Genomic DNA, 17811 nt, shown 5'->3' on the forward strand with positions numbered 1-17811 from the left:
TCCTCGTCTCAAGGCGCTCCCCATCCGCCGGGCGAATGGGGAGGAGGGGATTAATGGGGAGTGAAGGCGGCAACGCCCAGCTCGTCCGGTACGTTATCCGGGCGACGGGCCAGGATTTCGCTCGGGGCGGTGGCGATCCGCAGGTTCATCTCGCTCTCGCCGCGGATGAACTTGCCGCGCAGGGAGTTGGGACGCACCTCGGTGATCTCCACGTCGGCAAAGCCGCCGATCAGGGTGTGCTGGCCTTCGAAGTTGACCACCCGGTTGTTCTCGGTGCGGCCACACAACTGCATCGGGTCGAGCTTGGAGGGCCCTTCCACCAGGATGCGCTGGGTGGTGCCCAGCATGGCACGGCCAATCTGCATCGCCTGGTTGTTGATGACGTGCTGCAGGCGGGCCAGACGGGCTTTTTTCACTTCCATATCGACATCGTCGGGCATGTCGGCGGCCGGGGTGCCCGGGCGCGGGCTGAAGATGAAGCTGAAGCTCATGTCGAAACCCACATCCTCGATCAGCTTCATGGTCGCTTCAAAGTCTTCGTCCGTCTCGTTCGGGAAGCCAACGATGAAGTCGGAGCTGATGGTGATGTCAGGACGGGCGGCACGCAGGCGACGGATCTTGGATTTGTACTCCAGGATGGTGTGCGGGCGCTTCATCATGGTCAGAATACGGTCGGAGCCGCTCTGCACCGGCAGGTGCAGGAAGCTGACCACTTCCGGGGTGTCTTTGTAGACTTCGATGATGTCGTCGGTGAACTCGATCGGGTGGCTGGTGGTGTAGCGAATGCGATCGATACCGTCGATAGCGGCCACCAGACGCAGCAATTCGGCGAAGGTGCAGATGCCGTCATCAAAGGTCGGGCCGCGGTAGGCGTTGACGTTCTGGCCGAGCAGGTTCACTTCGCGCACGCCCTGCTGGGCGAGCTGGGCGATTTCGTAGAGCACGTCGTCCAGCGGTCGGCTCACCTCTTCACCGCGGGTGTAGGGCACCACGCAGTAAGTACAGTATTTGGAGCAGCCTTCCATGATGGAGACGAACGCGGTGGCCCCTTCGGCGCGCGGTTCGGGCAGGCTGTCGAATTTTTCGATCTCGGGGAAGGCGATATCAACCTGGGCACCACGGCCCTCTTGCACTTCCTTGATCATGGCGGGCAGGCGATGCAGGGTCTGCGGGCCGAACACGATATCCACATAGGGAGCGCGCTGGCGGATGGCATCGCCCTCCTGAGAGGCAACGCAGCCACCCACGCCGATCACCAGACCGGGCTTGTTGGCCTTGAGCTTTTTCCAGCGTCCCAGCTGGTGGAACACCTTCTCCTGCGCCTTTTCGCGGATGGAGCAGGTATTCAGCAGCAAGACATCTGCCTCTTCGGGCTCTTCGGTAAGGGTGTAGCCATTGCTGGCATCCAACAGGTCGGCCATTTTGGACGAGTCATACTCGTTCATCTGGCAACCCCAGGTTTTAATGTGAAGTTTCTTGCTCATTGCTTCTCTTGACTTGTTTTGAAATCGGCATGGTCAAAGGACCGCGCATTTTACTCCGCAATCTGGATACTGCCTAGCTAATATCCAGCTGGCAATGGTGCTCACCCGATACCTGTTGCCAGTAAGCTCAATAAGCTTTCTCCTTGATTTGACGCAGCAATTCCCCGTTTGTCTCACTGTTTATCAGTCGCCCTTGCGCTATCATGCTGCCATCCGGTTCACGTCCGGGCGCTGTCGCCGGACGCACCCTTTCAGGAATAAATGTATGGAACAGTGTGATATCGCCATCGTCGGCGCCGGCATGGTGGGCGCCGCCACCGCCTGTCTGCTGGCGGCTCAGGGCCTCTCGGTGCGGGTCATCGAGACCCAACTGCCGGAGTATTACGCGCCGGAGCAGCCGCTGGATCTGCGGGTCTCCGCCATCAGTCAGGCCTCGGTGGCGCTGCTGGAGCAGGCCGGTGCCTGGCACCATCTGCAGCAGATGCGGCTCTGCCCCTATCGCCGGCTGGAGACCTGGGAGCTGGACGGCTTTGCCACCCGCTTCAATGCCGCCGATCTCGGTCTGCCCCAGCTCGGTTACATCATCGAAAACCGGTTGGTGCAGCTCGCCCTGCTCAAACGGATGGAGGATTTTCCCACCATCCAGACCCACACCCCGGCGGCGGTGACCAGCCTGCGCCAGAGTGCGGATGAAGCTGTGCTGACTCTGGATGACGGCTCCGAGCTGGCCGCGCGCTGGGTGCTGGCTTGCGACGGCGCCGAATCCCACACCCGCAAGCTGGCGGGTATCGGCGTATCGCGCTTCGAGTACCGCCAGCACTGCATGCTGATCAATATCGACACCGACTTTGCGCAGGAAGATATCACCTGGCAGCAGTTCACCCCGAGTGGCCCGCGCGCTTTCCTGCCGCTGCCCGGTCAGCACGGCTCCCTGGTGTGGTATGACAGCCCGGCCCGGATCCGGGCGCTCACTGCCATGAGCAACGAAGGGCTTGCCGCCGAGGTGCGTCGCCACTTCCCGAGCAGGCTCGGCGGATTTACCGTCACCGGTAAGGGAAGCTTCCCGCTGGTGCGCCGCCACGCCAACGACTATCACACCGGTCGGGTGGTGCTGCTTGGCGATGCTGCCCACACCATCAACCCGCTGGCGGGGCAGGGGGTCAACCTTGGCTTCAAGGATGTGGCCTGCTGGACTGATCTGCTGCAAGGAGCTGGCGCCGACTGGCATCAGCTGGCGTTGGCCGAGCGTTACGAGCGACGCCGTCGCCCCGACAACCTGCTGATGCAGTCGGGGATGGACCTCTTCTACGGGGTGTTCAGCAACGAGATTGGCCCCCTCAAGCTGGCCCGCAATCTGGCCCTCAATCTGGCGGATAAAGCTGGCCCCTTAAAGGAGATGGCACTGCGCTATGCACTGGGGCTGGTTTGACAGGTAGAAACCAGATAGCACGGGCTGAATGCGCGAAGGAGCAAAGGTGATGAACAAGGCACTGCTGGTGATCGATTTTATCAACGATATTGCCCATCCCGATGGGCGCATCGCCGCCTCCGCAGCCCACGTGCTGGAGCAGGATGCCATTGCGCATGCCAATCAGGCGCTGGCCCATGCCCGCGCCCATGGCTGGCTGGTGGTGCTGATCAAGGTAGGCTTTGATGGCGGCTATCAGCTGCAACCCAAGGGGTCTCCCATGTTTGGTCGCGCTCACCAGTTGGGGGCGCTCTCTTTGGCTGACAGCGGCACCGACTTTCATCCTGATCTGGATGTGAAGCCCGGCGATCTGGTGCTGACCAAGCCCAGGGTCAGTCCCTTCTATGGCACGGCGCTGGAGCCTGCGCTGCGGGCCAATCACATCGACCACCTCTATCTGTGCGGGGTGAGCACTAGCTGGGCCATTCAGGCGGCAGCGCGGGATGGTCACGATCGCGACTACGCCATCACCATTCTGGAGGATGCCTGCGCCGCCGCAGATGCCACCGAGCATCACACCTCGCTGCGCATGCTGGGTCGCATCGCCGAGATCATCAAGGTGTCCCGGCTGGCTTGATCCTTAACGCAGGCTGCACCCGATCACCGTTTTGAGATTGACTCTGCGGCCCCCTGTCGGGCCGCTGCACTTTTGGGCAACATGATTGTCGGGCAATATAGTGCTCACATGGATAACAACAAGGATGGACAGATGCGTTATCAGGGACGGATCGCGAGCTGGAACGAGGCGCGCGGCTTTGGATTTATTACGCCGGAGCAAAATGGCGCCGAGCAGGCAACCAATGGATCACGCAGTGCGGGGCTGTTTGTGCATGTTACGGCGCTGCAATCAGATGGCCGGGTGCCAGAGCCGGGGGAGCGTGTCACCTATCTGATCGGCAGTGGCCGGGATGGCAAACCGAGGGCGTTGCAGGTCTTTTTCCCCGATCGCCCGCTCATGTTGGCGGATGCCGTGCCGTCGGCCGCATCATCGGCGGCGCCATCGTTTCGGGCGGCAAGTCAGCCGCCACGCCCCACCTCGACCAGAGAGAGAAGCAACCCCTATCGACGTCGCAAGAGCAGCTGGAGTGGCAAACTGATCCCCCTGCTGGTGCTCGTCGGCCTCTTTTCCATCTATTCCCGTTTCTCGGCCGAGTCGATGGCGCCATTGCCGGTCTCCTCTTTCAATCGGGAGGAGGTCGGCACGCCACAGGCAACGACCTTTATTCGCCAGTGTGATGGTCGGCAGCATTGCTCCCAGATGACCTCCTGCGAGGAGGCAACCTGGTTTTTACAAAACTGCCCTGGTACCAAGATGGATGGGGAAGGAGATGGCATCCCCTGTGAAGATCAGTGGTGTGTTAATTGAAATGCTTTGATTCACAAAGGCCCGATTAATTCATCTCGATTGCTGAGCGCTATCTTCTCCTGGTTCCGTCTGCGGGAGTTTTTGGCTGGGTCAGCGATCGATTGTGGCTGGGTGCGGTGCGGGATGGGGATCGAGGACCAGCTGCACGAAGCGATCGCGGATCGGGTCGGCAAAGGCGGGGTTCCACACCAGACTTATCTCCCACTCGGAACAGGGGCCAAAGAGGGGATAGAGGGTGACGTCCGGGCCCGCGATAAAGCTGACGCTGTGCGGCAGGATGGCATTACCTATGCCTGCCGCAACCAATGCCACCAGAGTCTGAATATCCTCTGCCTCTTGAACCATGCCGGTCAGCCGGTTGGCGCCGAGAAACCCGGCGATCTGCCGGGTTAGGCCGGGACAACGGTAGCCCACCATCTGCAACAGGGGTTGACTGGTCAGTGCCTGCTGGACGTCAAACGATGACGGATCTGGCTGGGTCATCCGGGTTGGCACCGCCAGTACCAGCCGGTCGGTCAGCAGCCGATGCTCCTGCAACAGCGGAGTCTCTGGCCGACGCATAAAACCAAGTTGCAACTGGCCGGAGAGCAGCTGCTCCTGCTGGATCGCGGAGGGCATATCCTGCAGATGGACCATCACGTCCGTGACCTGCTGTTTGAAGCGGGCCACCAGCGCAGGGGCCAGCGCGAAACTCGACAGGCCAAACCCAATCTTGAGCCGACCGGCCACGCCACTCGCCACTGCCAGCGCGTGACGTTCAAACTCCCTGCCGTGTTTGACCAGTGCGCTTGCCTGAGTGAGCAGCTGGGCGCCGAGCGCCGTCAGCTCGGCACCATGGCGGCCCCGCTTGAACAGGGTGCAGCCCAGCGTCTGCTCCAGCCCCTGGATCTGCTTGGTGAGGGCCGGTTGGGTAATGAAGAGGCGATTGGCCGCTTCCCGGTAGTTGGCGGTCTCGGCCAGCGTCACAAACGCCTGCAGTTGCCTCAAGTCGAATTTCATTCCAATTGGTTATCCAAAGTGGCGATTTATTGATTATAAATTATCTAATCGCCTTGTTCTAATGGCTCGGCAAGGGGGGAATCGCCCTCCTCTGAACCGGAATAAGGAGCCATATCATGTCTACCCAACGTTATCTGTTTTTGATCAAGGGCAAGCTGGTGCTGGCTCAGCCGTTGGCGGCCCCGGAGACTGGGGAGCTGCTCGCCAGCCTGTTGCAACAGGGGTTTGTGGTCGGCCCCTTGCAAGTGTGGGCTGGCAGTACCGAGCAGGCGCTCGCCTGTTATGAGCGTGCCGCCCAGCAGCAGGCCTTTGCCGATGCGCTCTCTGGCTCTCTGCCCGAGCTGGCCGGGGTGCCTGTATGAGTGTCTGTATGAGTGCTGGCATGAACACGATCACCCTGTCGGTATCCGCCCTGCTGCTCGATATGGATGGCACCCTGGTCTGCTCGACAGGCGATGTGGAGCAGGTATGGCAGCTCTGGTGTCGTGAACATCTGCTCGATCCCGAGCCAGTGTTGGCGATGTGCCACGGTATACGTTCGCGCGAGGTGATCCGGGAGCTGGCCCCGCAGCTGGATGTGGAGCGGGAAGCGGCGCGGCTCGACGAGCTGGAGATGCTGCATACCGGCGGCGACGCCATCGCAGGAGCTGGCGAGTTGCTGCGCCATTTGCCGCCAGAGCTTTGGGCCATCGTGACCTCCGCCAGCGAGCAGGTTGCCCGTCACCGCCTGAATTGTGCCGGTTTGCCGCTGCCGGCCGTGCTGGTGGGGGCCGAAGCTGTGATCAATGGCAAACCCGATCCCGAGCCCTATCTGCTGGGCGCTGTACGGCTTGGCGTGTCGCCCGCTCGTTGCTTGGTGTTCGAGGATGCCCCGGCCGGTATCGAGAGCGCCCTGCGTGCAGGTTGCACCGTGGTGCAGGTAGGGGGCGATGCGCCGCTCAATCCGGCGGTGGTGGCGGTGATCCGCGACTGGCGCGAGGTGAGAGTGGTGTCAGGGAAAGGCGAGTCCTTGCTGGTGATGCTGTCGATGCAGGGCGCCAACCAAGAATGACGGCACGAGAGCTCTGGGAGTTGAATTAGGGGGCTGAGCCTGATGGCTGGCGGTCAGTTACTCAGGCGCATGTGGCTCTTGGTCGCAAAAGTTATAGACGATCCCCACCGATTATATTCCGGGCGTTTACATGCAGTGGGTTCACTTTCAACCGGAGGTAAAAAACCGTCTGCAGGCGACCGGATTGATCGCCTGCAGATGGAGCTGGTTTAGCTGAACAGCAGGTAGGAGAGGGTCATGCAGCAGATGATGCCCGAGATGATGGGCACCGAGGTGCGCTTGATAATCTCGATGGGGTTGCTGCCGGTGATCGAGGCGATGACGATGATCACCGCGGCGACCGGCGACATGGAGCGGATCAGGTTGGCGGTGAGCTGCATCGGCAGGGCCACCGCGACACTGTTGACCCCGACCTTCTCGGTGATCTCGGGAATGATGTTGATAAAGGAGTAGAAGACCGCCAGCCCGCTGCCGCTGATAAAGCCGATCAGCGCCGCCGTGCCGGAGAAGAAGAACATCAGGATGGAGCCGACGCCGTCGATGTGCTTCACGCTATCGACCAGGGTATCTATGATGCCGATGGCTTTGAGCCCCTCCACCAGCATGCTGGCCGCCACGATGAGCGAGACCACCTGAGCCAGACCTGTGCCCATGCCGGTAAAGAAGATGGCGAACTCCTTGCTGGTCTCCTTGATATTGCCTTTGCGCAGCAGCTCCACCCCTATGGTGAGCAGCAGGCAGACGAAGGTGATCTCCACCAACCCGAGGGAGATATGGGTGAAGCAGATGCCGAACAGCAGTACCAGCACCAGTGGCAGTACCGGAAAGAGGCCGTAGTAGGCGGGCGGCAAGCCGGTGGGCACGGCGAGCGACTCCTCTTTTTCCTCCAGTCCACCGCGCGCCTGCTGGCGCTTGTCCATCGCCTTCTGCCAGAAGTAGTGCACCACCGCCATCAACGCCAGCGTCGGCAGCGAGATGGGGGCGTGGTAGGAGACGATGTACTCCACCAGCGGGATCCCCAGCTTCTGGGCGGCCAGCACGTTATCGGCCCCCAGCGGGCTGGGCATGATGGTGGCAGTGGTGGCAATGACGGCCCCCGCGGTGAGGGAGGACATGTTCGACGCCTTGAGCACCGGATAGAGGGTCGCCATCAGCAACACCGCCAGACTGGCTGCGCTTGGCACCACCAGCGAGAGCAGGTTGCCCAAGAGGAAAATCACCGGCACCAGCAGATAGGGGGAGCGGATGCGGCTCAAGGGGCGGGTCAGCAGCATGACGGTGACGTCGTTGGCGCCGATGTGGCTCATGTAGCTGGAGAAGCCGAACAACACCATGATGGTGAGGCCGACATTGCCCATCTGGCTGATGAAGATCTGCTTGATCTGGACGAAGGGGTCAAGCCAGTTGAGGCCGCTGCTCTCCGCCGCAGGCAGCAGGGAGTGGCCCAGTCCGACGGCGGCAAACATCAGCAGCAATCCGGCGCCAAACAGCACTATCTTGGCATCGTAGTTTTTGGCGATGAGATAGCCGCAGATGACCAGGATCAGGGTGCTGACAATTATTTCCAGCATGTTTCCAACACTCTCTTCTTGATGTGAATGGGCCAGCGAGCTGGCGGTTCGGGATCAGATGGCGCGGGCAAGGGTCTCCATGCACCAGGCCCTGAATCCGGGCACGTCGATATCGAGGCACACCTCGGCGTTGGGCGCTCGTTTGAGCCGGTTGTTGATATCCACCGAGGTGGTGCCGAGGGTGTGTTCACCCCGGGTCTCGATGGCCACATGGCAGGCCCGGGTGATAAAGAGGTCGGGGCGAACCAGATAGGCGATGGCGCAGAGATCGTGCATCTTGAGTCCGGTCTGCATGCTGCCACCGCGATAGTGGCCGAACAGGGCGTGGAGCATGGCGCCGGTGCGGTTGAGGGCAGGCAGCGCCGCAATCATCTCGCCGGTCAGGGTGGCGCGGCTGGTGACATCGAGCCCGCACATCACGATGGGCAGGCCGCTGCTGAAGACGATGTGGGCCGCCTCGGGATCCACGTAGATATTGAACTCGGCATTGGGGGTGTGGTTGCCCCGACCGGCCGAGCCGCCCATCAGCACGATCCGTGCGATCTTCTCCCGACACTCGGGGTGTAGGGTGAGCAGCAGGGCGATATTGGTCAGCGGCCCGATGGGCACCAGCGTCATGGGCTGTTCGCTGGCGAGCAGAGTGGCCTTCATGGCTTCGACGGCATGCATCGGCAGCGGCTGTTGCCCGGGCTCGGCAAACTCGTAACCATCGAGGCCGGAATGGCCGTGGATATGGCTGGCATTGTCGAGGGGGCGCACGAGGGGTTGGCTGGCCCCCTGTGCCACCGGCACCTCTTTGCCGAAAAAGTGCAGCAGGCGCAGGGCGTTGCGGGTGGTCTTGCTGACATCGACATTGCCGGCGACCGTGGTGATGAGCGCCAGCTCGATCCCGGGATGAAACAGGGCGGCGGCGATGGCAACGGCATCATCGATGCCGGGGTCGGTATCCAGAATAATGGCGACAGGGTTCACGCTGTTCTCCTCGAGGTTAATCGGCTTGGCTGGCATCGTGGGGCCAGCAGCAGATAAAGGGGTCGACAATCTCGCGGGTCAGGCCATCGGTGAGACCGAGATCGGTCAGATGGGGCCCCGCATTGCAGGCAAGGCAGGTTCCCTCGATGGCCTTGAAGACACGGTAGGGGGGCTCCCACTCCACCACCTTGCCGCTCACTTCGCGCAGAGCGTGGAAGCTGGCGGCCAGCTCGCTGGCCGGCAGGTCGGAGAGCATGCCGGCGATGGGCATGGCAACGTGGGCCAGCACCTCACCCTGCTGGACGACCGCCATGCCGCCCCCGCTGGTGATCAGAGTGTTGGCGGCCAGCATCATCTCTTGCGGGTCGCGCCCCAGCACCACCAGATTGTGGGAGTCGTGGGAGTAGCTGGTGGCGATGGCCCCTTGCAGCTCGCCCCACCCCTCCAGCAGCGCCAGCCGGGTGCCCGCCTGATGGCGGCCATGGCGGTGTTGCACCGAGATGAGGCTAAATCCCGCAGGCACGATGACCTGACCATCCCGAACCTCAACCTCGGTTTCACTCCACTGGGTGAAGCGAGCCCCCTTGATGGTCTTGAAGCGGGCCCGACCCGCAGTCAGCCCGGGTACCCGGATGATGAACTCCTCCTGCGTGCGCAGGGGGATCTGCATGGTATCGCGCGGCGCCTGACAACCAGCGACAGGCTCGGAGGGTTTGAGAATGGCGCCATGGCGGGCGACCCGCTGGCCGCTGCTGTAGACCCAGATCGGGTTGAGATCAGTGAGGTTGTCGAACACCACCAGGTCGGCGCAGCGGCCGGCGGCAACCAGCCCCAGATCGTTGCGCTGCAACCGGATGGCGGCATTGAGGGTGGCCATTCGCAGCACGTCGGGCACCGCCAGCCCCAGCTCTGCCAGCAGCTTGACCAGCGCAATCATGCCTCCCTTCTCCAGCAGCATGTCGGGCGGCACATCGTCGGTACAGAGGGTGACTTGGGAGGAGAGGTGGGGCAGCTGTTTCAGCGCAGCGACGATCTCCGGCAGCAGGTAGGGGTGGGAGCCGCGCAGCTGGAGGGTGAGCCCGGCCCGCAGCTTCTCCAGCGCATCGGCTGCCGAGGTGAGTTCGTGATCCGAGCTGACCCCGGCAGCCAGATAGGCTTGCAGCCGGTGACCAGTGAGGCCCCTGGCGTGTCCCTCAATCAGGGCATTGCGCTGCAAACCGGCATGCAGAATGCCGGTCATCCGCTCGCTGCCGCCCAGCACCCCCTGCATGTCCATCACCTCGGCGATCCCCGCCACCTCAGGCCACTCCAGCATGGTGGCCATCTCGGGGCCGTGGAAGTCGGCGCCCGACATCTCGAGACCCGGCGTCGAGGGAACGCTGGAGGGGGCGGTGCAGATGACCCGCAGCGGCAGATTGCGGCTGGCGTCGATGGCATAGCGTACCCCCGCCAGCCCGAGCACATTGGCCAGCTCGTGGGGATCCCAGAAGATGGTGGTGGTGCCCTGCGCGACCACCACATCGGCGTAGCGCTCCGGCGTCAGGTGGGAGCTCTCCACATGGACATGGCTGTCGATAAGACCGGGCGAGAGATAGGCGCCGGCCAGATCGTGGGTCTCGCGTGCCTGCTGGAAGGAGCCGACCGGATGGACGCTGGCAATCAGCGGGCCGACCAGCCCCACGTCGACGGGGCGGATCTCGCCGGTCACCATGTCGATCAGGTTGGCGTTGGTCAGCAGCAGATCGAAGGGGGCTTCGCCGAGGGCAGCCTGCACGGCGCGGCGGCGCAAGTTGAGGGATGCATCTTGTTCACACATGAAGGAGATGGCCTGACAAGGGGAATAATGGGCCCACTTTAGGGAGGGGATTGGTCCGTGCATAGCGCAAAGAATTTATAACTGGATAAGAAAGGGTTATGCTGCTGTAAACGTTTTTCTCCGGTTGTCGATTTCATGTCCGAACCCTGGCGCCGTCTGCCTGCGCTCTCTCTCAAGCAGATCCAGTATTTTGTCACGCTGGCCCAGCTGCGCCACTTCACCGAAACGGCCAATCAGATGGCCATCAGCCAGCCCGCCCTGAGCAGTGCCCTGCGCCAGATTGAATCTGTGCTTGGCGGTAAACTGTTTCACCGTACCGCGCAGGCGGTTACCCTGACCGAACAGGGGGAGGCGATCCTGCCCCACGCCAAGGGGCTGCTCAATGTAGCCCACGCCGCTTTTTCCGATATGCAGCAGGTGATGGTCGAAGGGGGCGATGGCACCCTGCGCATCGGTCTGATCCCGTCGGCCTGCACCCTGATGTTTCCGCTGGCGGCCGCCCGTCTGCAGCAGCAATTTCCGGGCTTGCGGGTCGAGTTTCAGGATCACACCAACGACGGTCTGTTGCAGGCGCTGGCCGAGGGGGCTCTGGATGCGGGAATTGGCGTGCTGGATGGCGAGTTGCCCGACTCGCTGGAGGTGACGCCGCTGCTGGACGATGCGCTGGTGGCGGTGATCAACCAGCAGGATCCGCTGGCAGGGGAAGAGGCCATCAGCTGGCATGAGCTGACCCGCCGCGACATCGCCCTTTTTGCCAGAGGCAACGTCAGCCGGCAGGTCAACGGACTGGCCCAGAGCCAGTTGCCCGGGCTCAAGCCCAGATACACCACAGATTATGTCGAGACGCTTTACGGCTTGGTGCGCTCAGGGTTGGCAGTTGCTATCCTGCCCGGACTCTATGCCGCGAACCTGCGCGATCCCCAGCTGAAAGTCGTGGCGCTGCACGAGCCAGTGCTGAGTCGAACCCTGGCGCTGATGTGGGCGAAAGGACTCTCCCGATCAACTCGCATCGACGAAGGGCGAGCCCTGCTGCGCGCCACCATTATCGAACAGCTAAGTAGTCAGCACGGCTGAGGCTGGCACGAGGTGAAGGTGGAACCTGGAGAGACATCCCTGCTGGTGACGCTGCCCGCCTGAGCTGTGGTGCGAGTGCGTGACGACCGCAGATTGCGGTATGAACCATCGCTATCCGAACTCTTGATGTCGCAATAAAAACGCCCCCGAGATGCGGGGGCGTTTTGCTATCAGGCCGTTATTTGAAAACGCGGAAACGGGTGGCATCGTCGATGAAGGTCTTGTCGCCGGCCGGTTGCTGGATGCTGCCAAAGGGCATCTGGGCACGCAGCAGCCAGCTGGCTGGCAGGTTCCACTCCTTGCGTACCGCCTCGTCGATGAGGGGGTTGTAGTGTTGCAGGGAGGCGCCGATCTTCTCCTGGGCCAGGGTGGTCCAGACCGCAAACTGGGCGATGCCGGTGGCATGTTCCGACCAGATGGGGAAGTTGTCTGCATAGAGGGCAAACTTTTGCTGCAGATCCTTGATGACGTCGGTGTCTTCGAAGAACAGCACAGTGCCGAAACCTGCGCGGAAGCTGCCATCCACCTTGGCCTCACTCTGGGCGTAGGCCTCCGGCGGCACGATCTTTTTCAGCTCGGCTTTGACGATATCCCACAGCTTATGGTGCTGGGCGCCAAACAGGATGACGGCGCGGGAGCTCTGGGAATTGAAGGAGGAGGGGCTGTGCCTGATGGCATCCTGGATCAGGGCCGTCAGTTGTTCTGGTGTATGGGACACCTGGCTGCCCAGGGCATAGATGGTACGACGTGCTTTGATCTGTTCGATAAACGGACTGCTCATAACATCTCCTTGTTCTGCTTGGCGTTGCAGCCGGTGATGGACGGTTTGTCCAGCGCCGGCCGCGTCAGGTATAGACTATAACACCCGCAATGCAGAGCGGGGTTAACCCGGGGTAACTAGCGTTTTTCCTGTCAGTTGATATTCGTTTGCGAACCTTGATGTTTTGTTAGTATTGGAAATGTCATTAAAGGGGCGTTGAAGTGATATTAATCAATGATTCACTCTCCTTTCTCTCGCACAATCCCGCTATGTTTTCCCCTGTTCGGATGTCATGTGAGCCGCTCGTATCTCAACAAGCGTTACTATGTGCTGGCCCCCCTCTCCGCACTGCTTGGCTTGTTGATCCTGATCGTGACTATCATCATGGCCATTGCCAGCTATCTGCGGGATATCGACATGACGGTATCCGGCTTCGGTCACATGGCTTCCTCCGTTGAGGCGTCCTTGATCCACGAGATGGTGAAGGTCAATGAGCGGCAACTGGCAGTGCTGGAGGGCTCCCTAGACAAGGAGAAGATAGCCCGCGGCGAGCCGGCCGACTCTCCCATCTGGGCTATTGCCCATCAGATCAAGCCCGGCAACCACTATATCTACTTTTACAACCTGAAAGCGGATCGCATCGACAGTTACCCGGAGTGGCTCGCGCCCCCAGGTTATAAGGCAGCGCTGCGCCCCTGGTATCAGGTGACCGCCATGCCGGGCGACGAGCCCGTCTGGTTTGGCCCCTACCCTGAATACAATACTCAGGAGCTGATTCTCAGCCTGATCAAACGGGTGAGGGACGAGCAGGGGCAGTTGCTGGGTCTGCTGATGGTTGACATGTCATTCGACTCGCTGCAGCAGGCGCTGCAGCGCACGGTCGGTAGTAATCAGGCGGCACTCTATCTGACCTTGCGTGACACTGATCAGCTGGTAGTGGGCAGCAATATGGATCTGCTGGCGACCAACACCATCAAGCAGCATCAGAGTCAGCAGTGGCTCGGCCTGGATGTGCTGTGGCATGGGACGTATATCAAGCGTGAGCTGGCGGATATTGGTTGGGATCTCAACATCTATCTGCCGCCAGTACTGTTTCGTGACAGCCTCTACGATGCGTTGCAGATGGTGGTTTTTCCACTGCTCTCTCTGTTTGCCATCTGGTGTTGCAGCCTGAGTCTGCTGGTGCGGATCTTCCGCCAGGAGCAGGAGCTGGTGTCGGGCTCATTGACCGGCATCGTGCGCGATCTGGAGCGTTCAGCGCCTGTCAGTGAGCCCAAGACCTGGTTCGTGCGGCGTAGCCTGAACGAGATCGATCAGGTCAGGGCCAGTTTTCTCAAGGGGCAGGATGCGCTGTTGCGGGATCCCCTGACCGGTATCATGAACCGACGAGCCTTCGAGCAGCACAAGGCGGCACTGGAGCAGAGGGGGGCGTGCTTCTGGCTGCTGCTGTTTGATGTCGATCACTTCAAGGGGATCAACGACAGCCAGGGCCATGCCTTCGGCGATCAGGTGCTGTGTCGGGTGGCCAACTGTCTTGCTGATGTGCTGGGGGTGAGTACGGTTTACCGGATAGGTGGGGATGAATTTGCCGCTCTGCTGCAACAGCCACAGGATGAGTTGGCGGAGAAACTCGGTTGTCTGCTTGAACTGGTGCGTCAGCAACAGTGGCGTGAACACCATGGGCCGATCACCCTGAGTGCCGGCGGCGCCTGCCATTCTCCTGCCGCCGGCCCTATCTTCGAGCGGGCTGATGCTGCCCTCTACCGCAGCAAGGAGGCTGGCCGGAACTGCTGGCATCTGGCTGAAGGGGTGGCAGGGGCCCTTGACTGACAGCTTTTGTCCCAGCGCGCTGACTATTCGACAGGACGCGGCTGCCAGGTTATCGGTCACTTTGTCGTGACTGTCTGGTTCAATGTTAATTTTCACGTTTTAATTCAATAGGTTGATTCTACTCTTCCTGTGTTGGCTGTGACTGTACTGCCATTGACTGTCGCATCCCTGTTTTCTGCTGGCTGGCGAACCTGATAGCTCTTTGTATAGTGCTGCTGATTATTAATCAGGTTTGACAGGAGTATCCATGGATATGAGTACGCGTGGCATCGGTGCTCTGGCTCTGTTGGGGGCGTCATTGCTGGGCAGCACTGCGGCCCACGGTTCGGAAACTCTCAACACCATTCTCGGTGGTGGCGCAGGCGGGGTGGCGGGCACCATGATCGGCAAGGAGTTGGGGGGAGATACCGGTGCGCTGGTAGGTGCGGCCATTGGCGGCGCAGCCGGTGGTGCGGCGACGGCCAACAAGGGCAACAAGAATGAAGCGGCCCTTGGCGGCGCGGTGGGGGCGCTGGGCGGTGCCGCCATCGGAAAGAGTGTCGGTGGTGATACCGGCCAGCTGATCGGCGCCGGGGTTGGTGGGGCGAGTGGCTCGGCCATCGGTGCCAAGACTGGCGATGGCCACCAGAGTCAGGATCGCTATTACGATGATGACGACGATCATCACCATCACAAGCACCACAAGAAGTACAAAAAGCATAAAAAGCACAGATGGCATGACGACGATTGATGCGTGTGCAGTGAGTGCGGAAGATGCAAAACGGGGCCTGTTGGTCCCGTTTTGCATGGTGTGGTCACTCGATTTTGTGGTTACTCGATCGTGCAGTCACACCAGCCGGTGCTGGCGGCGACCGGCGGCAAAGGCGTTGATGTTGTCGATAAGCTGGTCGGCCAGTCGCTGCATCGACTCTTCGCTGGCCCAGGCCACATGGGGGGTCAGAATGAAGTGGGGGTATTGCAGCGCTTTCATCAAGGGATGGTCGGGGGGCGGGGGTTCGACGCTCGCCACATCGAAACCGGCGCCACCGAGGCGGCCGTTGGCCAGTGCTTGCAGCAGCGCCTCCTCATCCACCAGCCCGCCACGGCCGACGTTGATCAGCAGGGCGCCCGGTTTCATCAGATCCAGCTCCCGCTCGCCAATCAGGTTGCGGGTGTAGGGGGTGAGCGGGCAGTGCAGGCTGATGACGTCCGAGCTTTGCAGCAACTCGTCGAGGGGGAGGCGATCCTCGCCGTGACTGGCGCCGACCTGGCTCTGGGCGTAACGCACTGTCATCCCCATCCCTTTGGCCCGCTCGCCAAGCGCCTGTCCCAGAGTTCCCTTACCGATGATGCCAAGCTGCTTGCCGTGCAGATCCATGATGTTGTGGTCGAAAAAGCAGAACTGGCCGCTCTGTTGCCAGCGTCCCTCCAGCAGCGACTGGCGCCAGCAGAAGAGGTTGCGCGACAGGGCCAGCATCAGCGCCATGGCGTGCTCCGGCACCGAGGGGCCCGAGTAGTTGCGGATATTGCACACCCCGACGTTGGCGGCGCGGCACGCTTCCAGATCCACGTTGTCGCTGCCGGTTGCGGCGAGCGCGATGAGTTTGAGCTCCGGCAGCTGGGCCAGTTCGGCGGCGCCGATCCGTACCTTGTTGATGATGGCGATGCTGGCATCTTTGAGCCGTTCCACCACCTGTTCCGGGGTAGTACTTGGATAGCTCTGCCAGTGGTGGGGGAAGTCGGGGTGATGCAGGGTGATGCCCGCATCCAGGGTATCGCTGTCGAGAAACACAATCTGCTGCATGGGCCTTCCTGCCATTGTTCAGGTTCGAGAGGCCATGATGCCAAAGAGGATACGGTCAGGGCCAGATCGTCGCCGTGGCAGGGTTGGGCTTTATCCGGCAGATGTGAGCTGGCGCGCGCTTTATTGCGCCACGGTGGCGGCTGGTTTAGAGCCAGCCCAGATGGTTGAGCCAGCCCTGAATGCGGGTGGGGGTCTCCTCCAGCTCCATCAGGGCGTAGGGGCGATAGTTGAGCTTGTTGCTGCGCCGGCTCTCGCTTCTGCGGGCCTCGGCGGCCAGCAGGGGCCAGCGACCGCCATCCTCCTGATAGAGGTCCAGGGTCGGGATGGCCGCCTGAGCCACCTGTTTGGCCAGGGTCTGGTTGCTCTGCTGATTGGGGAAGAAACCATCGAGCAGCACCAGTGCATCGGGGGCGGGTAACTGTTCGCTGGCGATAAGGTTGGCAGTCCAGGCGGCGCCGGTACCTTGCGCCAGGATCAGCTTGAAGCCCCCCTCCTGCAGCTTGGCATCGGCCAGTTTGCTGATCCGCTCGGCCAGTTGTTTGCGAAAGGCGTCACTCTCCTTGGCTTTTTTCTCGGCGGCAGGGTCGAGCTCGGTTTGCTGGGGAGAGGGGAGCAGCAGCAGGGTATCAAAGCCCAGTCGGCTGAGGGCGCGAGTCAGTTGCCAGAGTTGGCCGCTGCGCTGCCAGTCGGGCAGTAAAATGGCGAGCCCCAGATAGTTTTCACTGTCGTGTTTGGCGAACAGCACCGTCTGCTTGTCGATCTGGGTAGCATCGGGCAACCCTTTCCAGTCGCTGGCTTGCCAGTGGTCGAGGGGCATAGGTTCGGCAACGGGGGGGGCGACCTCGCTCGCCTCTGCCCCATGGCCAGCCAGCAAGGTCAATAACAGCAGTGATAAGGATAATCTGGCCATAGTGTGCTCCCCCGGTTATCTGGGTTAGCGGCGGCGGCGGGATTTTCTGAAGGCGGGCGGTGTGATGGCAACTCGGAGGCAATAAAAAAGCGAGCCGGTGGCTCGCTTTTTTGTAATCAATTCAAAGCGGTCAATTAGTTGACGCGACGCTTGAATTCGCCGGTGCGGGTATCGATTTCGATCTTGTCACCGATCTCTACGAAAGCGGCAACAGCCAGCTCGTAGGTAGTGCCTTTCAGACGGGCAGGCTTGGTTACTTTACCGGAGGTGTCGCCACGGGCAGCCGGTTCGGTGTACTCAACTTCGCGCACGATGGTGGTCGGCAGTTCTACGGAGATGGCTTTCTCGTTGTAGAAAGTCACTTCGCAGATGTCTTCCATGCCGTCTACCAGGTAGTTCAGCACGTCACCCAGGTTGTCTTTCTCTACGTCGTACTGGTTGTACTCGGTGTCCATAAAGACATACAGGGGGTCGGAGAAGTAGGAGTAGGTGCACTCTTTACGTTCCAGCTGAACAACGTCCAGCTTGTCGTCGGCCTTGAAGACGGTCTCGGTAGCGCTGCCGTTCAGCAGGCCCTTCAGCTTCATTTTGACCACGGCGGAGTTACGGCCGGATTTGTTGAATTCAGCCTTCTGAACCACCATCGGCTCGGTGCCGATCATGACTACGTTACCAGCGCGGATTTCCTGTGCGGTTTTCATGTAAAAAATTCCTGTTCGTGAAACGG

Annotated in this window: 17 protein-coding genes; 8 read left to right on the forward strand and 9 right to left on the reverse strand. The window is 61.1% G+C overall.

Annotated features, from left to right (window positions below; all coding sequences use genetic code 11):
• Nucleotides 1-50: 50 nt before the first annotated feature.
• Entirely contained in the window at nt 51-1484 is a 1434-nt protein-coding gene (miaB, locus tag I6L44_RS01115; RefSeq protein ID WP_042082727.1) for a tRNA (N6-isopentenyl adenosine(37)-C2)-methylthiotransferase MiaB, read from the reverse strand.
• A 265-nt stretch (nt 1485-1749) separates the two neighbouring features.
• Between miaB and I6L44_RS01120 the strand changes: the two genes are divergently transcribed.
• From I6L44_RS01120 to I6L44_RS01130, 3 genes are all read left to right on the forward strand, one after another.
• The gene (locus tag I6L44_RS01120) at nt 1750-2913 is read left to right on the forward strand and encodes an FAD-dependent oxidoreductase (RefSeq protein WP_216953028.1); all 1164 of its coding nucleotides are present in this window, start codon (nt 1750-1752) and stop codon (nt 2911-2913) included.
• Nucleotides 2914-2962: 49 nt separating this feature from the next.
• Nucleotides 2963-3529, forward strand: coding sequence for a cysteine hydrolase family protein (locus I6L44_RS01125; protein WP_216953029.1), 567 nt, complete (start codon nt 2963-2965; stop codon nt 3527-3529).
• A 132-nt stretch (nt 3530-3661) separates the two neighbouring features.
• Nucleotides 3662-4318, forward strand: coding sequence for an excalibur calcium-binding domain-containing protein (locus I6L44_RS01130; protein WP_216954312.1), 657 nt, complete (start codon nt 3662-3664; stop codon nt 4316-4318).
• A 90-nt stretch (nt 4319-4408) separates the two neighbouring features.
• On the opposite strand, the gene I6L44_RS01135 is transcribed toward I6L44_RS01130, so the two are convergent.
• A complete protein-coding gene (locus I6L44_RS01135) occupies nt 4409-5317 on the reverse strand; it encodes a LysR family transcriptional regulator (RefSeq protein WP_216953030.1) in 909 nt (302 codons plus the stop codon).
• A 116-nt stretch (nt 5318-5433) separates the two neighbouring features.
• Here I6L44_RS01135 and I6L44_RS01140 point away from each other — a divergent pair, with 116 nt between their 5' ends.
• Nucleotides 5434-5679, forward strand: coding sequence for a hypothetical protein (locus I6L44_RS01140; RefSeq protein WP_088868650.1), 246 nt, complete (start codon nt 5434-5436; stop codon nt 5677-5679).
• Nucleotides 5680-5699: 20 nt separating this feature from the next.
• The gene (locus I6L44_RS01145) at nt 5700-6368 is read left to right on the forward strand and encodes an HAD-IA family hydrolase (protein WP_216953031.1); all 669 of its coding nucleotides are present in this window, start codon (nt 5700-5702) and stop codon (nt 6366-6368) included.
• Between the two features lie 209 nt (nt 6369-6577).
• Here the strand turns inward: I6L44_RS01145 and dcuC are convergent, their stop codons facing one another.
• The 3 genes from dcuC to I6L44_RS01160 are packed head-to-tail and all read right to left on the reverse strand — an operon-like array spanning nt 6578 to nt 10727.
• On the reverse strand, nt 6578-7939 hold the full coding sequence (gene dcuC, locus I6L44_RS01150; protein WP_216953032.1) for a C4-dicarboxylate transporter DcuC: 1362 nt from the start codon (nt 7937-7939) through the stop codon (nt 6578-6580).
• 54 nt (nt 7940-7993) lie between these two features.
• On the reverse strand, nt 7994-8911 hold the full coding sequence (gene rihC / locus I6L44_RS01155) for a ribonucleoside hydrolase RihC (RefSeq protein ID WP_254204249.1): 918 nt from the start codon (nt 8909-8911) through the stop codon (nt 7994-7996).
• Between the two features lie 16 nt (nt 8912-8927).
• Nucleotides 8928-10727, reverse strand: coding sequence for an adenine deaminase (locus I6L44_RS01160; protein ID WP_216953034.1), 1800 nt, complete (start codon nt 10725-10727; stop codon nt 8928-8930).
• Between the two features lie 135 nt (nt 10728-10862).
• Here I6L44_RS01160 and I6L44_RS01165 point away from each other — a divergent pair, with 135 nt between their 5' ends.
• Nucleotides 10863-11801 carry a LysR family transcriptional regulator gene (locus I6L44_RS01165; protein ID WP_216953035.1) on the forward strand — a complete coding sequence of 313 codons (939 nt, stop codon included), beginning with the start codon at nt 10863-10865 and terminating at the stop codon, nt 11799-11801.
• Between the two features lie 178 nt (nt 11802-11979).
• Here the strand turns inward: I6L44_RS01165 and I6L44_RS01170 are convergent, their stop codons facing one another.
• Nucleotides 11980-12582 carry a nitroreductase family protein gene (locus tag I6L44_RS01170; protein ID WP_216953036.1) on the reverse strand — a complete coding sequence of 201 codons (603 nt, stop codon included), beginning with the start codon at nt 12580-12582 and terminating at the stop codon, nt 11980-11982.
• Between the two features lie 273 nt (nt 12583-12855).
• Between I6L44_RS01170 and I6L44_RS01175 the strand changes: the two genes are divergently transcribed.
• Nucleotides 12856-14391, forward strand: coding sequence for a sensor domain-containing diguanylate cyclase (locus tag I6L44_RS01175; RefSeq protein ID WP_164536238.1), 1536 nt, complete (start codon nt 12856-12858; stop codon nt 14389-14391).
• A gap of 247 nt (nt 14392-14638) precedes the next feature.
• The gene (locus I6L44_RS01180; RefSeq protein WP_216953037.1) at nt 14639-15121 is read left to right on the forward strand and encodes a YMGG-like glycine zipper-containing protein; all 483 of its coding nucleotides are present in this window, start codon (nt 14639-14641) and stop codon (nt 15119-15121) included.
• A 96-nt stretch (nt 15122-15217) separates the two neighbouring features.
• Here the strand turns inward: I6L44_RS01180 and I6L44_RS01185 are convergent, their stop codons facing one another.
• From I6L44_RS01185 to efp, 3 genes are all read right to left on the reverse strand, one after another.
• A complete protein-coding gene (locus tag I6L44_RS01185) occupies nt 15218-16174 on the reverse strand; it encodes a D-2-hydroxyacid dehydrogenase (protein ID WP_216953038.1) in 957 nt (318 codons plus the stop codon).
• A 145-nt stretch (nt 16175-16319) separates the two neighbouring features.
• Complete coding sequence (locus I6L44_RS01190; protein WP_216953039.1) at nt 16320-17084, reverse strand: DUF3530 family protein; 765 nt, start codon at nt 17082-17084, stop codon at nt 16320-16322.
• Between the two features lie 134 nt (nt 17085-17218).
• Entirely contained in the window at nt 17219-17785 is a 567-nt protein-coding gene (gene efp, locus I6L44_RS01195) for an elongation factor P (RefSeq protein WP_005362323.1), read from the reverse strand.
• Nucleotides 17786-17811 lie beyond the last annotated feature (26 nt).

The organism is Aeromonas sp. FDAARGOS 1414 (genome assembly GCF_019047065.1).
In the GTDB taxonomy this organism is placed as follows: Bacteria; Pseudomonadota; Gammaproteobacteria; order Enterobacterales; family Aeromonadaceae; genus Aeromonas; species Aeromonas veronii_A.